This window comes from Variovorax sp. OV700, assembly GCF_900099805.1.
GTDB lineage: Bacteria > Pseudomonadota > Gammaproteobacteria > Burkholderiales > Burkholderiaceae_C > Variovorax.
In genome coordinates this window covers 42,625-61,425 of record NZ_FNDR01000004.1, presented here as the reverse complement: position 1 = coordinate 61,425, position 18,801 = coordinate 42,625, and the positions used below count along the sequence as shown (strand labels likewise).

Annotated in this window: 12 protein-coding genes; 3 read left to right on the top strand and 9 right to left on the bottom strand. The window is 69.1% G+C overall.

The genetic code is table 11. The features are described from left to right. Positions 1 to 40: 40 nt before the first annotated feature. From BLR24_RS10145 to BLR24_RS10110, 8 genes are all read right to left on the bottom strand, one after another. Complete coding sequence (locus BLR24_RS10145; RefSeq protein WP_093016433.1) at positions 41 to 1,642, bottom strand: ABC transporter substrate-binding protein; 1,602 nt, start codon at positions 1,640 to 1,642, stop codon at positions 41 to 43. Between the two features lie 40 nt (positions 1,643 to 1,682). Further along, positions 1,683 to 3,404, bottom strand: a complete 1,722-nt coding sequence (locus tag BLR24_RS10140; RefSeq protein WP_093016431.1) for a hydantoinase B/oxoprolinase family protein — start codon at positions 3,402 to 3,404, stop codon at positions 1,683 to 1,685. Further along, positions 3,401 to 5,086 carry a hydantoinase B/oxoprolinase family protein gene (locus BLR24_RS10135; RefSeq protein WP_093016429.1) on the bottom strand — a complete coding sequence of 562 codons (1,686 nt, stop codon included), beginning with the start codon at positions 5,084 to 5,086 and terminating at the stop codon, positions 3,401 to 3,403. The genes BLR24_RS10140 and BLR24_RS10135 overlap by 4 nt, the downstream gene beginning before the upstream one ends. After that, entirely contained in the window at positions 5,083 to 7,389 is a 2,307-nt protein-coding gene (locus BLR24_RS10130) for a hydantoinase/oxoprolinase family protein (protein WP_254787230.1), read from the bottom strand. Before BLR24_RS10130 ends, BLR24_RS10135 begins: the two co-directional genes overlap by 4 nt. A 70-nt stretch (positions 7,390 to 7,459) precedes the next feature. Then, a complete protein-coding gene (locus BLR24_RS10125) occupies positions 7,460 to 9,151 on the bottom strand; it encodes a rhodanese-like domain-containing protein (RefSeq protein ID WP_254787229.1) in 1,692 nt (563 codons plus the stop codon). 91 nt (positions 9,152 to 9,242) lie between these two features. Beyond that, positions 9,243 to 10,868, bottom strand: coding sequence for an ABC transporter substrate-binding protein (locus BLR24_RS10120; RefSeq protein WP_093016425.1), 1,626 nt, complete (start codon positions 10,866 to 10,868; stop codon positions 9,243 to 9,245). Beyond that, positions 10,865 to 12,397 (bottom strand): amidase, encoded by a 1,533-nt coding sequence (locus BLR24_RS10115; RefSeq protein ID WP_093016423.1) that lies wholly within the window; start codon positions 12,395 to 12,397, stop codon positions 10,865 to 10,867. The genes BLR24_RS10120 and BLR24_RS10115 overlap by 4 nt, the downstream gene beginning before the upstream one ends. A gap of 36 nt (positions 12,398 to 12,433) precedes the next feature. Beyond that, positions 12,434 to 14,044: an ABC transporter substrate-binding protein gene (locus tag BLR24_RS10110; protein WP_254787228.1), complete on the bottom strand. Its 1,611-nt coding sequence runs from the start codon at positions 14,042 to 14,044 to the stop codon at positions 12,434 to 12,436. A 213-nt stretch (positions 14,045 to 14,257) separates the two neighbouring features. Between BLR24_RS10110 and BLR24_RS10105 the strand changes: the two genes are divergently transcribed. The 3 genes from BLR24_RS10105 to BLR24_RS10095 all read left to right on the top strand — a co-directional run bounded on the left by BLR24_RS10105 (position 14,258) and on the right by BLR24_RS10095 (position 17,839). Further along, positions 14,258 to 15,496 (top strand): acyl-CoA dehydrogenase family protein, encoded by a 1,239-nt coding sequence (locus tag BLR24_RS10105; RefSeq protein ID WP_093016419.1) that lies wholly within the window; start codon positions 14,258 to 14,260, stop codon positions 15,494 to 15,496. A gap of 78 nt (positions 15,497 to 15,574) precedes the next feature. Beyond that, the gene (locus BLR24_RS10100; RefSeq protein WP_093016417.1) at positions 15,575 to 16,759 is read left to right on the top strand and encodes an LLM class flavin-dependent oxidoreductase; all 1,185 of its coding nucleotides are present in this window, start codon (positions 15,575 to 15,577) and stop codon (positions 16,757 to 16,759) included. A gap of 45 nt (positions 16,760 to 16,804) precedes the next feature. Further along, positions 16,805 to 17,839 carry an aldo/keto reductase gene (locus BLR24_RS10095; RefSeq protein ID WP_093016415.1) on the top strand — a complete coding sequence of 345 codons (1,035 nt, stop codon included), beginning with the start codon at positions 16,805 to 16,807 and terminating at the stop codon, positions 17,837 to 17,839. Between the two features lie 129 nt (positions 17,840 to 17,968). Here BLR24_RS10095 and BLR24_RS10090 read toward each other — a convergent pair whose 3' ends face one another. Then, positions 17,969 to 18,796, bottom strand: coding sequence for an ABC transporter ATP-binding protein (locus BLR24_RS10090; RefSeq protein ID WP_093016413.1), 828 nt, complete (start codon positions 18,794 to 18,796; stop codon positions 17,969 to 17,971). Between the last annotated feature and the right edge of the window lie 5 nt (positions 18,797 to 18,801).

Genomic DNA, 18,801 nt, shown 5'->3' with positions numbered 1-18,801 from the left:
TGCGCCCGCTTCGCGGGTACGAAGAAAGGGCGACCGGAACTTACTTCTTTGCCGCGTCCACCCAGACATCCGCCAGGTTCGACTCGACCCCATCGGCCGTTAGCGAGTGGTCGTGCACGCGCTGGTTGGCGATGGTGATGAACACCGGCTGGTAGAGGTTCAGGTCGGGCACGTCGCGCGCCACGGTGTCCTGGAAATCCTTGAAGAGCTTCAGGCGCCTGGACGGGTCGTTCTCGATGGCGGCGTCTTCGAGCAGCTTGTCCACCGCCGGGTTCTGGTAATGAGTGCCGTTGGAGAAGGGCACTCCCTTGATGAAGTTCTTCGACCAGTACAGGCGCTGCACACCGACGGTCGGGTCGAACAGGTTGCTCGCGCCGTTCGTCGTGAGGGCGAAATCGCGGTCGGTGTAGATGCGCTTGATGAAGGCGCTCGGGTCCTGTGCGCGCACTGTCGCCGCGATGCCGATCCGAGCCAGTGCGGAGCGCAGGTAGTCCGCCAGGCGCGGACCGTCGGAGCCAATGGGATTGAAGTCCAGCGGCACGCTGAAGCGCACGCCGCCGGCCTTCTTCGGAAAGCCTGCCTCGTCGAGCAGCGCGTTGGCCTTCTTCAGGTCGAAGGCGTAGGGGGAGGGCGCGGGGTCGTGGAAGGTCTTCAGGCCCGGTGCGATCGGCGAATAGCTCACCTGGCCATAGCCATAGTTCACCACCTTCACGATCACGCTGCGGTCGATCGCGCGGGCCACGGCCTGGCGCACCTTCTCGTTCCTGAAGTACTCGTTGTCGAGGTTGAACTCCAACCGCGTCACGTTCGACGAGTAGCTGTTGCCCTTGGTCTCGAAGCGCAGCGCCGGCACCTTCTTCAGGCGTTCCAGGTCGGCCAGCGGAACCGGCGTGCGGTAGCCCAGGTCGACAGTGCCGGTCTCGAAGGCCACGGCGGCGGCGGCCGGGTCGGTCACGAAGCGCACGATCAGCTGGTCGATGTAAGGCTTGGGCTTGTCCCAGTACCCGGGATTGCGTTCGTACACGATGTGGCTGCCGCGCACCCACTCCTTGAACCTGAAGGGGCCAGTACCGATCGGGGCGTTGTTGTTCGGATTGCTGGCGGGGTCGGTGCCTTCGTAGGCGTGTTTGGGCACGATCGGCGTCTCGGTGGCCACCAGCGCGCGGATCAGGTAGGGCGCGGGCTTCGACAGGCGCAGCACGGCCGTGTACTTGTCGGGGGTGTCGACGGCCGTGAGGTTGGCGAAGGTGTTGCGGCCGCGCGGGTGGATCTTCTTGAGCAGCTCGATGGAATACGCCACGTCGGCCGAGGTGAAGTCCTTGCCGTCGTGCCACTTCACGCCCTGGCGCAGGGTGAAGGTGTAGGTCAGGCCATCGGGGCTGATGGTCCACCCGGTGGCCAGCTGCGGCTGCGGGTTGACGTCGTGGTCGTACTTGAGCAGCCCTTCGGTGACCTTGGCGCTCACGCTCAGGATGGGCGTGGCGACGTTGCCGATGGTGACGAGCGCCGTGGGCTCGCTGGTCAGGAGCAGGGTGAGCGTGCCGCTGTGGGCGGGCGGGGCCGCATGAGCGGCAAGGTGTGCTGCAAGCAGGGTGGCGGCGACGGCGCTGCGAAGCCGGAGCGCCTGGATCAGGAGATGCATGGTGGGGAGAGACTGGCGACGTGAAAGAAAAAGAAGAAGGTCAGGCATCGGCCGGCTCGGCACTTTCGACGGCCCGGTTCGCTTCGGCCGAGACGAGGCCTTCGCGCAGGTCGCGCGCCACCGCCGCCGGGTCGCGCCTGGACGGTGGACCCAGGCCGCCGCCGCCGGGCGTCTCGACGATGAGCCGGTCGCCCGCAGGAATCAGCTGCCGCCCCTTGGCGCGCAGCCCGGCGCCCGAAGCCAGCCGCAGCCGGCCCGGTGCGCCGTCGAGCCCACCGAGCGCACCGCGCGCGGGATGGTCGACCCGGTCGAACGCGGCGGCGATCAGCATGGCCGCGTCTTCGCGCGCATGCCGCACCTCGATGACCTGGCCCAGCCCGCCGCGCACGGTGCCGGCACCGCCGGAGTCGGGACGGAATTCCTTGCGCTCGAAGACGATCGGCGCCTGGGTCTCGAGAATTTCGAGCGACACGTTGCGCACGCCGCTCGGGTAGGCCGTCACCGACAGTCCATCCTTGCCCGGGCGCGCGCCGGTGCCGCCGGTGGAGAAGCTGATCGCGTTGAAGCGCGGGCCGCGCCGCACCGCCTCGGCGTTGGCCGCGGAGGTGCCGGCCAGCACCTCGCCGCCGACGAGCTGCAGGTTCCACAGCGAGGAGGCCCCCTCGGCCGGCACGAGGTCGGGCCTCGCCTGGCGCAGCGCGCCGAACACCGCATCGGGCAGCAGCTGGCCGACCACGTGGCGCGCGGTCACCGCGGCCGGATGCAGCGCATTCAGGATGCAGCCGGCCGGCGCCTCGACGCGGATCGGTGTCAGCGAGCCGGCGTTGTTGGGCACGTCGGCGCCCACCAGGCATCGGATGCCGAAGGAGGTGTAGGCGTCGGTGTAGGCCTTGGGCACGTTGATGCCGCGCGCCACCGTGCCCGAGGTGCCGCCGAAGTCGACCACGATGCCGTCGTCGGCGATGGTGACCGACACCTGCAGCGTGATGGGCGCGTCGTAGCCGTCGGCCACCAGCGTGTTGTGCCAGGTGCCGCGCGGCCAGCCGCGCAGCGCCTCGCGCATGGCCTGGGCCGAACGCGCGATGACGAACTCACCCAGTGCCTCGAGGCCGGCCAGCTCGAATTCGCGCAGCAGCGTGCGCAGGCGCCGGCCGCCCACCTCGTTGCAGGCGACCAGCGCGTACAGGTCGCCCTCGACCTGCTCGGGGTCGCGCACGTTGGCGCGGATGATCGCGCGCACGGCCGGGTCGACGGTGCCTTTGCGCACGAAGCGCAGGATCGGCAGGAACAGGCCCTCGTGGTAGATCTCCAGGCCGTCGGGGCTGGAGCCGATGCCGCCGATGTCGACCACGTGCAGCGTGGAGGCAAACAGCGCCACCGCGCGCCGTGCGTCGCCTTCGCCATCGAAGACCGGCGTGACCATCGTCATGTCGAACAGATGGCCGGTGCCCTTCCACGGATCGTTGGTCAGGAACACGTCGCCGTCTTCCATCGTCTCGATGGGAAAGCGCCGCAGGAAGTGCTTGACCGACTCGGCCATCGAGTTAACGTGGCCGGGCGTGCCGGTCACGGCCTGCGCGATCATGCGGCCGTCGGGCAGGAACACGCCGGCCGACAGGTCGCCAGCCTCGCGCGTGGAGGTGCCGAAGGCGGTATGGATCAGCACCTGGGCCTGTTCCTCGACCACGGAGAGAAGGCGGTTCCAGGCGAGTTGGTTGCGGATGAGCTGGCGGCTGGCCAGCGCCGTGGGCGTGTTGCTCATGCAGCGGTCCCTGTTGATGCGACAAGCGGTGCGGGGGCGGCGGCTCCGGCGAGCCCGGCCTTCAGGTCGCGCGCGGCCAGCGCGGGGTCGCGTTTTGCCGGGTCGCCCAGGCCCGCGCCACCGGGCGTCTCGACCACCAGCACTTCGCCGGCGGGAATGACCTGGCGGCCCTTGCCGCGCAACGCCGTGCCCGAATGCTTGAGCCGCGCGGCGCCCGGCGCACCGTCGCCGCCACCGAGCGCGCCGCGCGCGGGAAAGCGCACGCGGTCCCAGGTGGCCGAGAGCACCATCGGATCGCCATCGGCGTTCTCGATCTCGATGACCTGGCCAAGCCCGCCGCGCGAGGCGCCGACGCCACCCGAACCGGGCCGGTATTCCTTGCGGCGGAACAGCAGCGGCGCCTGCGTCTCCAGGATCTCGAGCGACACGTTGCGCACGCCGCTCGGATAGGCGGTGGCCGAGAGCCCGTCCTTGCCCGGCCGCGCGCCGGTGCCGCCGGTGCTGAAGCTCACGATGTTGAAGCGGCGCCCGCGCCGCAGCGCCTCGTTGGGACCGCCCTCGATCGGTTGGCCGCCGGACAGCCGGATGTTCCACAGCGACGAGGCGCCCTCGGCCGGCACGCGGTCAGGCCGTGCCTGGCGCAGCGCCCCGAACACGAGGTCGGGCAGCATCTGGCCAATCGCCGCGCGGGCTGCCACCGCGGCAGGCGGCAGCGCATGGACGATCGAGCCTTCGGGCGCTACCACGCGGATGGGCGCGAGCGAGCCTGAATTGTTGGGCACGTCCGCACCCACCAGGCAGCGGATGCCGAAGGAGGTGTAGGCATCGGTGTAGGCCTTGGGCACGTTGATGCCGCGTGCGATGGTGGCGGAAGTGCCTTCGAAGTCGACCAGCACGCCGTCGTCCGAGATGGTGATGGCCGCATGCAGTTCGACCGGCGTGTCGTAGCCGTCGACCGTCATGTGGTTCTGCCAAGTGCCCTTGGGCCATTCGCGCAGTGCCTCGCGCATTGCGAGCCGCGAGCGCTCGATGATGTAGTCGCCTTGCGCCTCGAGGTCGGCCAAGCCGAACTCGCGCAGCAGGCGCTGGAGTCTGGCGGCGCCCACGGCATTGCAGGCCACCAGCGCATGGAAGTCGCCCTCGACCTGGCCGGGCTCGCGCACGTTGGCGCGCACGATGTCCAGCACCGCCTCTTCGATCGCGCCTTCGCTCACGAAGCGCAGCGGCGGCAGGAACAGGCCTTCGTGGAAGATCTCCAGCGCATCGGGCCCGGCGTTGACGCCGCCGATGTCCACCACGTGCACGGTGGAGGCGAACAGCGCCACGAGCTTGCCGCGGTGGAACACCGGCGTGACCATGACCACGTCGAACAGGTGGCCCGTGCCTTTCCACGGATCGTTGGTGACGCACACGTCGCCGTCGCGCATGGTGTCGGCCGGAAAGGCGCGCAGGAAATGCAGCACCGAATCGGCCATCGAGTTGACGTGGCCCGGCGTGCCGGTCACGGCCTGCGCGACCATCCGTCCGTCGGGCAGGAACACGCCGGCCGACAGGTCGCCGGCCTCGCGCGTCGGTGTGCCGAAGGCGGTGCGAATGAGCGCCTGCGCCTGTTCCTCGACCACCGCGAGCAGGCGGCTCCACACCAGTTGCTGGCGCAGCGCCTGACGGCCCGTAGCGCTCATGCAGGGACCGCTTCGGCGGCCTCGGCGTGGTCGAGCTGGACGGCGGTCGTGTCGTCGAGCACCAGCGCGCCCAGCCTGCTGATACGCGCCTCAAAGCCGGCGATGACGTGCGTGGTCGTCTCGTCTTCGACGATCAGCGCCGGGCCTTCGATCCACTTGCCCACACCGAGCGCGGTGCGTTCATAGACCGGAACCTCGGCCCACCGGCCGGCGTCGGCGTCGTACAGGCGGCGCGTGCCCGAAGGTGCGGCGCGGCCCGTGTCGGCCGCCACCTCGTCGGGCTCCGGCGCCGCGCGGCCCCCGGCCTCCACCGCGACGGACCAGCTCACCGCCTCGGCCGCGATGTGCGGCAGGCTGCGGCCGTAGAGCGCGGCATAGCGTTCCTCGAAGCGTCGATGCAAAGCCTTGCTCGCGGTCGCATCGAACGGGCCTTCGGGCAACTCGACCGGAATCTCGTGGCCCTGGCCGGCGTAGCGCATGAAGGCCTGGCGATGGCGCACCAGCGCGGCCCCGGGCGCGGCGCGCAGCACCACGTCGTCGGCCGTGGCTGTGAGCTCGATCAGCAGCTTGTCCACCGCGGCATGGTCGATGCGGTCCAGCCGCTGCGCGAGGCTGCGCACGGTCTGGTAGGCCACCGGCGCCCACAGAAAACCCAGCGCCGAACCGACGCCGGCCGAATTGGGAATCACGAGCCGTGCGATGCCCAGCTTGCGCGCCAGCAGGGCGGCATGCAGCGGCGCCGCACCGCCGAAGGCGATCAGCGTGCTTTCTTCCGCCGCCTTGCCGAGTTCGGAGGCATGCACGCGCGCAGCGTTGGCCATGTTCTCGGTGACGATCTCGATCACGGCCTGCGCGGCAGTTTCCACATCGAGGCCGGTCTGCGCCGTGAGGCCCTGCAGCAGTGCGTCGCGTGCACGCTGCGGATCGAGCCGCACCTTGCCGACCGCGAAGCGCGCCGGATCGATGGTGCCGAGCGCGGCGTGCGCGTCGGTCACGGTGGGCTGTTCGCCGCCCAGGCCGTAGGCGGCCGGGCCGGGCGCGGAGCCCGCGCTGTCGGGACCCACCTGCACCACGCCCAGGTGGTTGACGCGCGCGATGGAGCCGCCGCCCGCGCCGATCTCCACCATCTCGATCACCGGGATGCGGATCGGCAGGCCCGAGCCCTTCAGGTGCCGGTGCACCCGGCCGAACTCGAAGCTGCGGCTGATCTGCGGCTGGTAGTCGTCGATGAAGCAGATCTTGGCGGTGGTGCCGCCCATGTCGAACGAGAGCGCGCGCGTGGCGCCGATCTGCTCGGCCACCTGCCGCGCCAGCACCGCACCGCCCGCGGGGCCCGACTCGACCAGGCGCACGGGCTCGTCGATGCCGGCCTGCAGCGTGGTGATGGCGCCGCCCGATGTCATGAGGAAGGGTTCGGCATGCAGGCCGCGTGCGCTCGCACCTTCCTGCAGGCGGCGCAGGTAGCCTGCCACCTGCGGCTGCACATAGGCGTTGGCGCTGATGGTCGACAGGCGCTCGTACTCGCGGATCTCGGGACACACGTCGGAGGCCAGCGACACCCACAGGCCGGGCGCGTGCTGGCGCAGCAGCTCGCGCACCCGGCGCTCGTGCGCGGGGTTGGCATAGCCGTGCAGGAAGCACACGGCCACGCTCTCGATACCGTCGGCCACCAGCTGCTTCGCGAGCACGGCCACCTGCGCTTCGTCCAGTGGCGTGATCACGCGGCCGGCCGCATCCACGCGCTCGACCACCCCGTGGCGCCAGTGGCGCGGCACCAGCGGTGCGGGCTTGTCGAGGAACACGTCGTACTGCGCGAAACGGTCTTCGAGGCCGATCTCCACCAGGTCGCGGAACCCGTGCGTGGTGAGCAGCGCCGTGGACGCGCCCTTGCGCTCGATCAGCGCGTTGGTGGCCAGCGTGGTGCCGAGGATCAGCAGGTCGACATCGGCCCAGCCGATGCCCGCCTGCTGCAGCACCTCTTGCACCCCGCCGAGCACGGCCTGCTCGGGGGCGGCCGGCGTGGTGAGCACCTTGAGGGTGTGCTTCTCGACGCCGCGCAGCAGCACCACGTCGGTGAAGGTGCCGCCGACATCGACCGCCACGCGCACGCGCGGGTCGGGTGTTTCGGAGAAGGAATTGGCTTTCGAGGACATGGAGAAGAGATATTCGCTGGCTGGAGTCAGGGTGCCGGCACAGCGGGCGGCGAAGGCTTGCGCCTGGTGGGCGATCGGGTCCTGCGGCTCCTCGAGTCCGACATGCGGCCGCAGCACGGGCGCATCGCCGGTCCATGGCCGGTGTGGCATGGCGGAATTCGAAGGAGACCAGGCAGGCGGCGATCTTGCGAGGCCGCGCCTGCCGCTGCAACGAACGCCTTCAACTATCGATATGCGGTTTTTGGCGCGAACTTTCGTGCGCAGCGGCCGGCAGGCTGAAGCTGGCCAGTTCATCGGGCGCACATTGGGCGATCAGGCCCAATTCCCAGTCGAGGTAGCGGCGCGCCGCGTCGAGATTGCCGTCGTGGCGGTCGTGCACGAACAGCAGGTAGTCGATGGCCTCGGCGTCGGATGGCGACGCGGACGTGGCCTGCTGGGCCCAGCCCGCGGACTCGACCGCTTCGGCGCGGGCCCATGAGAGCTGCTGCCAGCCGGCCTCGCGCAGGTCTTGCGCGACCAGGCGAGCGATGGTTTCGTCGGGTGCGATCAGCAGCACCGGATGCTGCAGGTTGCCGCCGGTCGCGGCCAGGGCATTGGCGACCACGCGGGGACGGATCGACCAGGCGGCGCCGCGCGCATGGCGCGCCCTGTAGGTTCGCGAAGGGCGCAGATCCAGCACGGCGGGCGGGTCGGTGCCGTCTTCGCGCAACGTGGCCAGTTCGGCGGCGTCCAGTTCCGCCACCGCCGGTGGAAGCCTCGCCGGTGCACGAACCGGAACGCGCAGCTCGCTGGCCAGGCCGTCTTCGACCAGCGCAGCGTCGAGGCCGAGCCGGCGCAGCCACAGCGCCACCACCGGGGCGCGCACACCGTCGTCGTCGAGCACCAGAACGCGCGCGTGGCGCACGCCGATCTGCAGGTCGGTGGCCTGGAGCAACTGGCCGCCCGGCGCGTGGCGCGCGCCCTGCAGGCCGCCGGCGGCAAATTCCTCCGCGGTGCGGACGTCGAACACGAAGGTGGTGCGGGTGCCGTCGTCGAGCCATGCCTGCGCCTCGGCGGCGCTGAGCACGGGCACGCCCGCGCGCTGTGCCGCCGCAGCGGCATCGTCGCGTGCGGCCCGGCGCTGCGCGGCATTGGGTGCCGGCGGGAGCGTCCGGGCGCTGCCGCGCTCGAGTTCGAGGCCCGCGAGTGCCCAGCCCTGTGTGCCGTTCTCCAGCGCAAGCACGGGGTTCGGCACGCCAAGGTCGCGCAGGATCTGCGCGCCGACGATGCTGCGCGTGCGCCCCGCGCAGTGCACCACGATCGGCGTGGCCGGGTCCGGCACCAGCGTGCGCCAGCGCAATGCCAGTTCGCCGTTGGGCACGGGAATGGCGCCGGGCAGCGTCATCTTGCGATGCTCCTCCAGCGTGCGGCCGTCGAGCAGCACCAGCGGTTCGCCCGCGCGCTGCCGGGCAGCCAGGGTGTGCGCGTCGATGTGCGGTACTTCGAAGGCATGTTCGGCGAGTTCGCCGAAGGTCTTGGACGGCAGGTTCACGCCCTTGAACAGCGTGTGGCCGGCGCGCGACCAGGCCGGTGCGCCGCCTGCGAGCACCGACACGTCGTCATAGCCGAGCGCTGCAAGGCGTCCTGCGGCCTTGCGCGCCAGCGCCGACTCCGTGTCGCCGCCGTCGAACAGCACCGTGCGGGTGGCGCGGCGCGGCACGAGGCGGGCAACCTCGGTTTCGAGACGGCTGTAGGCGGCATGCACCGCGAAGAAGGGATGGCCTTCGCCGTACTGGCCGTGCTCGCGAACGTCGAGCAGGGCGAGTTCGCGGCCGTCCTGCAGCCATTGGTGCTGGGTGGCCGCGGAGATGGCGGGTGCGAATGCCGATGGGGCCGCGTGGGCGGGAATGGGGATTTCGGCAGTGAGGGACATGGGTGCGCTGAAGAAGAAAGAGGTCGGCGGCACCATAGCTCCGGGGCGGATGCGAAGCTACGAAGACTTCCGCATAAGCAAACGCGGCGGATCAGGTGCCGATCCACGCGCCGGCCAGGTTGCCGGCAATGCCGTCCGCGCTCACCGTGTGGCCGCGCACGCGGCGGTCGGCGATGGTGTAGCTGTCGATGGCCAGCAGCGTGATGTCGGGCAGGTCGCGCACGATGTGGCGCTGGAACTCGGTAAAGGCCTGGCGCCTGCGGCCCTCGTCCACCTCGACGGCCGCGGCTTCGAGCAGCCGGTCCACTTCGGGGTTGCTGTAGCCCGATCCGTTGGAGAACGGCAGGCTCTTCTTGAAGTTCTTCGACCAGTACAGGCGCTGGATGCCGATAGTCGGGTCGAAGGTGTTGCTCATCACGCTCACGTGCAGGTCGAAGGCGCGGTCGGCATAGATGCGGCGCACGTAGGTCGCAAAGTCCTGCGCGTTGATGGTGACCTCCACGCCGATGCGGGCGAGGCTCTGCTTCAGGTACTCGGCCGTGCGCTGGCCGCCTTCGTTGGGGATCGGCACCAGGGCCAGTTTCAGCCGCAGGTTGGCGCCGGCCCTGCCGCGCGTGAGGCCCGCCGCGTCGAGCAGCGCCTCGGCCTGCTTCAGGTCGTAGGGCAGCACCGGAAGATCGGGCACGTAGAACTTCTTGAGCGCCGGATGCACCGGCCCCGGAATGAGCGTGCCCTGGCCGTACCACACGGTCTTGCGCACCACCTGGCGGTTGATGGCGTGCGCGATGGCCTGGCGCACGCGCAGGTCCTGCAGGGCCGGGTTCTCGAGGTTGAACTCCACGCGCGAGACGCTGTTGATGTATTGGTAGCCGTTCGGCTCGAACACCAGGTTCGGCCTGGCACGCAGCCGCTCGACGTCGCCCAGCGGCACCGGCGTGCCGGGGCTCAGGTGCACTTCGCCCCTCTCGATGGCCGCCGCGCGCGCCGCCGCATCGGGGATGAAGCGCACGATGAGCCGGTCGACGTAGGGGCGCGGCGCATCCCAGTAGTTCGGGTTGCGCTCGTAGCTCACGTGGCTGCCGCGCACCCATTCCTTGAAGATGAACGGGCCGGTGCCGACGGGGGCGTTGTTCGCCGGATTGGCGTCGGCCTTGCCGCTGTCGTACAGGTGCCGGGGCACGATCGGCGATTCGGAGGCCGAGAGCGCGGTGATCAGGTAGGGCACCGGCTTGGTCAGCACCAGCACGGCGGTGAATTCGTCCGGCGTGCGGACCTCGGCCACGCTGGAAAAAGTGGCGCGGCCGCGCGGGTGGTATTGCTTCAGCAGGCCGATGGAATGCGCGACGTCGGCCGAGGTGAAGGGCCGGCCGTCGTGCCATTTCACGCCGCGGCGCAACGTGAAGGTGTACTGCAGGCCATCGCTGCTCACGGCCCAGGCGGTGGCCAACTGCGGCTGCGGCGCCAGGTCGAAGTCATAGCTCAGCAGGCCTTCGGTGACCTTGGCCGAGATCAGCACTGACGAGCCCGCCGAATGCGCAATGGTGGTGAGCGTGGGCGGCTCCGGGTCGATCAGCACGGTGAGCGTGCCGCTGCGCACGGGCGCAGCCGCGGCCGCGGAGGCGGGCTGGCCCTGTGCCCACGCAGGTGCAAGGCCCGCGAGACCGAGGCTCGCGCCGCCCTGCAGGAAGGCGCGGCGATCGATGGTGCTCCCGGTCATGGCCGCGATGCCCCGGTTGCCGGGCCTGCGCCGAATCCGGGCGGTGCGATGAAGCCCCCATAGACCTCTTCGAGCAGCTGCGCAAAGGCGATGGTCGTGCGGTCTTCGAGGTACGGGCCGACGGCTTGCGCGCTCACCGGCAGCCCGTTGTCGTCGAGCCCGACCGGAAAGCTCGTCGCCGGCAGGCCCGGCAGCACCGGCAGGCCTGCCCAATGGAAAAGATCAAAAAAACGCACCTCCCGCGTGCCATCCTCGAACTCGACGGGATAGGTGCGCGCATCCTTCGGTTCGCTGTGGTTGTGGCGGAAGGCCGGCAGCGGCGCGACCGGCGTCACCACCACGTCGAAGGCCTCGAAGAACCGCTCCCATTGGTGGCGCAGCGCGACGCGCCGCTCGTTGTCCTGGAGCCAGTCGCTGTGGCGCAGCATGGGCGCGCGCAGCCACGCGGCATCGGCGCTGTCGTCGTCGGCCGCCAGCGATTCGAGCCGTTTCTGCGCCGCCTTGCTCAGCGCGGGCGGCGACGCAAGCGACGAGCCCAGCAGGCTTCGGTAGACGCGGTGCGACGCCGTGAGATCGGGCAGCAGGCCGGGCGGCAGTTCCGAGGGCCGGCTCACCTTCGCGCCCTGCGTGCGCAGCCGCTCCACCACGCGCTCGACCACCAGCGCCTCGTGCAGGCTGCGGGCGCTGCCGGGCCACTCGTCGATCACCAGCACGCGAAAGTCCTTGAGCTGCAGGTGCCGCGCCGGCGGCAGCGTGGCCCTCCAGGCTTTGGCGGCCAGCGGCTCGAGATTGACGAGCAGGTCCAGCGCGAGCTCGAGGTCGGACGCGGTGCGCGCCAGCGGCCCCGCCACGCTCAGGTCGCGGTCGGCCAGCCGCCCCGAGGGCACGCCTGTGCCTCGCATGGCCACCAGCCCCGCCGTAGGCTTGTGGCCGTACACGCCGTTGAAGTGCGCGGGAATGCGGATGGAGCCGCCGATGTCGGTGCCCAGCTCGAGCGCCACATAGCCTGCCGCGAGTGCCGCGGCCGAGCCGCCCGAGGAGCCGCCCGGCGTGCGCGTGGCGTCCCAGGGGTTGTTGCTCACGCCGTAGATGGCGTTGTAGCTCTGCAGGTCGGCCAGCGCGAGCGGCACGTTGCTCTTGCCGACGATCACCGCGCCGGCCGCGCGCAGCGCCGCGACCGCCAGCGAGTCCTGGGCGGCCACGTTGTTCGCATGGTCGGGGCTGCCGCTCGTCGTGACGAAGCCGGCGACGTCGAACGATTCCTTCACCGTGATCGGCACGCCGAGCAGCGGCCTGCGTTCGCCGCGCGCCAGCGCCGCATCGGCTTCGCGGGCGGCCGCACGGGCGCCTTCGTCGTTGCGCACCACCACGGCGTTGAGGTCGTTGTCGAAATGGCTGATGCGCGCCAGCGCATGTTCCAGCAGGTCGACGGCCGAAATGCGGCCCGCCGCCAGTGCCTCGGCCTGCGTGCGGGCGCTCGCGAAGGTCAGCGAATCCAGAAGGGGGGAATGGAGGTCCTGGGTGGTCATGGTTGCCCTTGTGTGGTCATGGTTGCCCTTGTGTGGTCACTTCCTGGGTTCGATCCATGCGTCGGCCAGATCGCCGGACATCAGGTCGATGCTGTTGTGGAAGTCGTGCAGGCGCGCGCTGTGCACCACGATCGAGGGTACGGTGACGATGGGCAGCACCGGCAACTCGCGCCCGACGATCTGCTGGATCTGTTTGAACTGCGCGGCGCGCCTGCCCGCGTCGACCTCCGCTGCCGCCTGCCGAAACAGTTCGTCCACCTGCGGGTTGTCGTAATGGGCCGCGTTGACCCAGATCAGCGGGTTGCGCACGCCGTCGCCCCAGTAGATGCGCTGCACGCCCACCGTTGGGTCGAACAGGCGGCCCAGTCCGTTGATGTTGAGATCGAATTCGCGCGCCGTGTAGACGCGCTTGAGGAAGGTGGGAAGGTCGCCGTCGACGATTTCGACCTTGATGCCCACCCGCGCGAGCGCGGAGCGCAGGTAGTCGGCTGTGCGCTTGAACTCCGCGCCGGGGATGTAGCTCAGGCGCAGGGAAAAGCGCTGGCCGTCGGCCCTCTTCGGTTGGCCCGCCTCGTCCAGCAGCTTGTTGGCTGCTGCCACGTCGAAGGTGTCGCGGAAGGTGCTGTCGTCGTAGTAGTCGGCGAGCACGCGCGGGATCGGCGAGTTCACCACCTCCGCGCGCTTGTAGTAAATGGTGTTTCGGATGAAGTTGCGGTCGATCGCCTGCGCGATGGCATGGCGCACCCTGGCGTTCGCAAGCCGCGGATTCTCGACGTTGAATTCGAGGAAAGACGCATTGTTGAGATAGCCGTCGTAGCCGTCGTCCACCTTGAGCTTCGAATTTGTCGACAAGCGTTCGAGGTCGGCCAGGCTCACGCCTTGCGCGACATCCACCTCGCCGGTCTCGACGGCGGTGGAGATCGCGGCCGGATCGCGCACGAACTTCACGATCACGCGGTCGATGCGCGGATGGCCCCGGCGCCAGTAGCCGGGGTTCTTGCGCAGCACCAGGTGGCTGCCGCGCACCCATTGCTCGAAGATGAAGGGGCCGGTGCCCACGGGCGCGGAATTGTTCGCGCTGCCCAGCGGGTCGCCGTCGGCGTAGCGGTGCGCGGGCACGATCGGCAGCTCCGCCGACGACAGCGCCTTGATCAGGAACGGCGCCGGCTTGGCCAGCACGATCACGGCGGTGAGCGGATCGGGTGCGTCGACGCGCTCCACGCTCGTCAGCGTGATGCGCCCGCGCGGGCCTTGCTTCTTCTGGGTCAGCACCGAATAGCGCACGTCCTCGGCGGTGAAATCGCGGCCGTCGTGGAACTTCACGCCCGCGCGCAGCTTGAAGGTGTACTTCAGCCCGTCGGCGCTCACCTGCCACGAGGTCGCCAGCAGCGGCTGCGGGTTGAACTTCGCGTCGTAGCGAAGCAGGCCCTCGGTGACCTTGGCGCTGATGTTGCGGTTGTCGGTCTTGGTGTCGAGAAAGGATACGAGCGAGGTGGGTTCCTGCGACACCGCATAGGTCAGCGTGCCGCCGTCCACCGGCGCGGGGGCCTTGACCTGCGCGACCGCCGTGAAGGGCAGGAAGGCCAGCGCCAGCTGAAGCAGCCGTTGGCTGGACGAGAGTTTCCGGAGGAGGGAAGAGAGAGCCATGGAGTGGGTCGCCGTGTCCGCGACTGGTGCAAAAGGGCAGACGATGGTCCGGGAAAATGGAGCCGGCACTTAGCATTTTTTCGATCTTGGAAATGCGCTGATTGCGCGTGAGCGCCCGCGGTGCGGCACGTACGAGAACCGAGTTTTCTTATGCGGGAACCGATGAGGAAGGGAGCCTATATTCGCGGCTCTCCATCGCTCCCGGGAAATGCAATGAATACCATCGATCGCGCCCTATTGGGCATGCCGCTCCAGACGCTGATCGATCGATTGCCGGCCTTGTGCGCGGCGATCGCCGAAGGTGCCTCGCAGCGTGAACGCGAAGGTACGCTGCCTTTCGAGGCCTTTGAGCTGTTCCGCGCATCGGGACTTGGCACACTGCGCGTTCCTGTCGAGCGCGGCGGCCCCGGCGGTTCGATCGAAGACCTCGTGCAGGTCGTCGCCACGCTCGCGGCGGCTGACTCCAACGTGGCGCATGCCTTGCGCACGCACTACAACGCCATCGAGCTGTGGACCACGGCCCCGCCCAACCCGGATGCCGACCGGCAGCTGGCCCGCGTGCGCGAAGGCGCGCTGTTCGGCGGCGCCTTCACCGAGCTCAGCACGCCGCGCTCGGGCACGGTAACCACGACGCTCGAAAGGCAGGGCGACAGGCGGGTGCTCAACGGCAGCAAGTACTACGCGACCGGCACCGCGTTCTCCGATTTCGCGAGCATCGCGGTGCGCGACGAAGAGGGCCGCGATGCGACGGTGATCGTACCCACCGATCGCGCCGGCCTGCTTGTGAGGGACGACTGGGACGGCATGGGCCAGCGCCTCACGGCCAGCGGCAGCCTGGAATTCGACGGACTGGAGGTGCAGCCCGACGAAATCGTTTTCACATCGCCGCGCAGCCTGCAACGGCGCCACGCGGCGGCGCTGCGACAGCTTTACCTGGTGGCGGTGGCCGCGGGCATCGTGCGCAATGTGTTCAGCGATGCCTTGCACTACGTGCGCCACAACGCCCGGCCCGCGGCGCACAGCCCTGCATCGGCGGCTGCGGAAGACCACTTCACGCAATGGGTGGTGGGCGACCTGGCGACCAGCACCCATGCGGTGGATGCGCTCATTGCCGACAATGCGCGCCAGCTCGACCGCTCGGCCGAGGCCTTGAGGCGTGGTGCAGCGGACGGCGATGTGGAAGAAGAGGGCTTGCAGCAGCTGGTGCTCGACGGCGCACTCGCCACCGCGAAGACACAGCTGGCCGTCAGCAAGATCGCGCTGCAGGCGGCCGAGCGCCTGTTCGAAGCGGGCGGCGCATCCGCCACCTCACGCAAGCAAAACTTCGATCGCCACTGGCGCAACCTGCGCACCATCTTCAACCACAACCCGCTGCTGCAGAAGGCGCGCGTGATCGGCGACTACCACCTCAACGGCACGACGAAACATCTGGAGGAAGGCAAGGTTTTCTGAGTTTCGATATGCGAATTCCGGCCGTGCCATTTGCTCAGTGGCTGGTCAGAATTCGGGCCTCTGGAAGGTAATTCAACAATGTCCCTGACCCACCAGCCCGGCGCCATCGCCGGTTGGGAGCGCTTTGCCGCACCGACCGAATTCAGCGAGAGCCCGGTCTCCCAGGCCTTCAGGCAGCCCGTGCTGCTCGGGCTGTTCCTGCCGATCCAGGCGGGCGGCTGGAGCGCCTCGACCTTGCCGCGCACCACTGACTGGCGCTTCGACTACAACAGGGATCTCGTGCTGCACGCCGAGCAACTCGGATTCGACCTCGTGTTCGCGCTCTCGCAGTGGCTGCCCAAAGGCGGCTACGGCGGGGTCTTCAACGGACAGGCGCTTGACTCGTTCATGACCACAGCCGCTCTCACCGCGGTGACCAGCCGGATCATGCTGATCTCGACCATCCACGTGCTCTACGGTCCGCTGCATCCGCTGCACTTGGCCAAGTACGCCGCCACGCTGGACCATATCTCGGGCGGGCGCTGGGGCATCAACGTAGTCACGGGCCATCGCGCAGTAGAGCACGAGATGTTCGGCTCGCAGCGCATCGAACACGACCGGCGCTACAAACTCGCGGCGGAGTTCCTCGAGGTGGTGCAGCGCCTGTGGGCCGACACCGAAAACTGGTCGTTCAAGGGCGAATCACCCTGGAAGCTCGACGGCGCGTTCGTTTCGCCGAAGCCGCGCTTCGGCCGTCCGGTGCTGGTGAACGCCACCGGCTCCGATGCAGGTATCGAGTTCGCAGCACGCTACTCCGACATCGTCTTCATCACCAGCCCGAGCGGCTCCAGCTTCGCAAGCGCCATCGAGGCGCTGCCCGCGCACGCCGCGCGCGTGAAGCAGGCGGCCCGGCACGTGGGGCGTGAGGTGCGCACGCTGCTGAACCCGATGGTCATCAGCCGCGAGACCGAGCGCGAGACCTGGGACTACCACGATGCCATCGTCGACCACCTCGATGCCGACCCCAACGCCAGCTACAACCGCTTCGACAGCGACGCGCATGCCTGGCGTGGCCGCGTCGGCAACGACGCACCCAGGCGCCGCGCCATTGGCGGAAACATCGAGGTCATCGGTACGCCAGAGCAGGTGGTCGAGCAGTTCGTGCAGCTCAAGCGCGCGGGCATCGACGGCCTGCAACTGAGCTTCTTCGACTTCAAGCCCGACCTCGAATTCTTCGGCGACCGCATCCTGCCGCTGATGAAGCAGGCCGGGCTTCGTCTCTAACGCCTTTCCTTTCGCCAGACAGAGATACAGGGAGCTTTTTTCCTCATGAGCAGCGTCGACTACCGTCCCCTCGGCCGTGGCGGCATCCTCGTGTCGCCGATCGCCCTCGGCACCATGATGTTCGGCGGCCAGACCGACCGCGCTACCGCGCAGCGCATTGCCGAGCGCGCCTTCGAGCAGGGCGTCAACTTCATCGACACCGCCAATGCCTACAACAAGGGCGAGTCCGAAAAGGTCGTGGGAGAGCTCGTGGCACCCAACCGCAACCGCTGGGTGCTCGCGACCAAGTTCGCCAACCCCGATCCGGACATCGCCGGTCCCAACAACAGGAGCACGGGGCGGCACGGCATCGTGCAATCGGTGGAGGCCAGCCTGAAGCGCCTGGGCACCGATCACATCGATCTCCTGTATTTGCACCGCGAGGACCGGGCCACGCCCGTGGCCGAGACCGTGCGCGCACTCGGCGACCTGATCCGCGCCGGCAAGCTGCGCAGCTACGGCCTGTCGAACCACCCTGCCTGGAAGGTCGCGGAATTCGCCCGCACGGCCGATGCATTGAACGTGGACCGTCCCGCGGCCACGCAACCGCTCTACAACCTGGCGAACCGGCAGATTGAGGCCGAGCATCTGCCCGCGGCCGAGTACTACGGCGTGGGCGTGGTGTCCTACAGCCCGCTCGCGCGCGGCGTGCTCACCGCCAAGTACGAACCCGGCAAGGCACCGCCGCCGGGCACGCGTGCAGGCCGCGACGACAAACGCATCCTGCAGACCGAATGGCGTGCCGAGTCGCTTGACATCGCGCAGCGCGTGAAGGAGCACGTCGAGGGACGCGGCATCACGCCGGGCCAGTTCGCGCTGGCCTGGGTGCTGAACAACCGCCTCATCACCTCGGCCATTGCCGGCCCGCGCACGCTGGAGCAGTGGGAAGACTACCTGCCCGCGCTGCAATATCGCTTCACCGAAGACGACGAGGCCCTGGTCGATGCGCTCGTGACCACCGGACATTCGTCGCTGCCGGGATTCAACGATCCGAGCCATCCGTTCTTCGGGCGGTTGCCGCGGCATCGCACGGCCGCTTGAAGCCAAAAGGGACCGGGCTCGCGCAACCTGATCGCGCCGGCGGCGGAGAGCCATGGCATGAACATCGAGGCCGCGGCGGCAACATGGACACCTACGCCATCCTCTGAAGGAAACCGCAGGAACTGACCGTCACCGGGAAGGGAAGCGCGGAATCGCCGCAACCAGCGCCGCGGTGTAGGTGTGGCGCGGCTGATCGAACAGTTCGCGCGCCGGTCCTTGGTCCACGATGCGGCCTTGCCGCATCACCAGCACGCGATCGCACAGCAGGCGCACCACACTCAGGTCGTGCGAGACGAACAAGACAGCCAGACCCAGTTCGCGCCGTAGCCGGTCGAGCAGGGTCAGCACGCCGGCCTGCACCGACACGTCGAGCGCTGCCGTGGGCTCGTCGAGGATCAGCAGCTCCGGCCCAGGCCCCAGTGCGCGCGCAATACCCACGCGCGCGGCCTGCCCGCCGGAAAGCTCGTGCGGACGGCGTTGCAGCAGATCGGCGCCGAGCTGCACGCGCTGCGCCACATCGAGCACGCGCTGGCGCACCGCCTGGGCATTCAGGTCCAGGAGTCTGCGGATGGGGTCGGCGATGGCATCGAAGGCCGTCTTGCGCGGATCGAGACTGTCGAGCGGATCCTGGAACACCATCTGCACACGGCGCCGCCACGGCGCCTGCGCGGCGTCTGCCGCGCGATGGGTGGCAAGGTCCATGCCATCGAACACGATGCGTCCCGAGAACGGGTCGCTCAGCCGCGCGAGCAGCGACGCCAACGTAGACTTGCCGCAGCCCGATTCGCCAACCAGGCCTACTGCCTCGCCGCGCGAGAGCGTGAAATTCACGCCATCGACAGCCTGCAGCCAGTGCTGGCGTCTCACAAGGCCGGCGAACGACGGCGCGCCCGTAATGCCCGACAGGGGATAGCGCGCCACCAAGTCGCGTACGTCCAGCAAAGGCAGCTCGGACATGGCGT

Coding starts and splice junctions, on each gene's coding strand:
- BLR24_RS10145 (WP_093016433.1), bottom strand. CDS start 1,642: ATGCATCTCCTGATCCAGGCGCTCCGGCTTCGCAGCGCCGTCGCCGCC.
- BLR24_RS10140 (WP_093016431.1), bottom strand. CDS start 3,404: ATGAGCAACACGCCCACGGCGCTGGCCAGCCGCCAGCTCATCCGCAAC.
- BLR24_RS10135 (WP_093016429.1), bottom strand. CDS start 5,086: ATGAGCGCTACGGGCCGTCAGGCGCTGCGCCAGCAACTGGTGTGGAGC.
- BLR24_RS10130 (WP_254787230.1), bottom strand. CDS start 7,389: ATGCCACACCGGCCATGGACCGGCGATGCGCCCGTGCTGCGGCCGCAT.
- BLR24_RS10125 (WP_254787229.1), bottom strand. CDS start 9,151: ATGTCCCTCACTGCCGAAATCCCCATTCCCGCCCACGCGGCCCCATCG.
- BLR24_RS10120 (WP_093016425.1), bottom strand. CDS start 10,868: ATGACCGGGAGCACCATCGATCGCCGCGCCTTCCTGCAGGGCGGCGCG.
- BLR24_RS10115 (WP_093016423.1), bottom strand. CDS start 12,397: ATGACCACCCAGGACCTCCATTCCCCCCTTCTGGATTCGCTGACCTTC.
- BLR24_RS10110 (WP_254787228.1), bottom strand. CDS start 14,044: ATGGCTCTCTCTTCCCTCCTCCGGAAACTCTCGTCCAGCCAACGGCTG.
- BLR24_RS10105 (WP_093016419.1), top strand. CDS start 14,258: ATGAATACCATCGATCGCGCCCTATTGGGCATGCCGCTCCAGACGCTG.
- BLR24_RS10100 (WP_093016417.1), top strand. CDS start 15,575: ATGTCCCTGACCCACCAGCCCGGCGCCATCGCCGGTTGGGAGCGCTTT.
- BLR24_RS10095 (WP_093016415.1), top strand. CDS start 16,805: ATGAGCAGCGTCGACTACCGTCCCCTCGGCCGTGGCGGCATCCTCGTG.
- BLR24_RS10090 (WP_093016413.1), bottom strand. CDS start 18,796: ATGTCCGAGCTGCCTTTGCTGGACGTACGCGACTTGGTGGCGCGCTAT.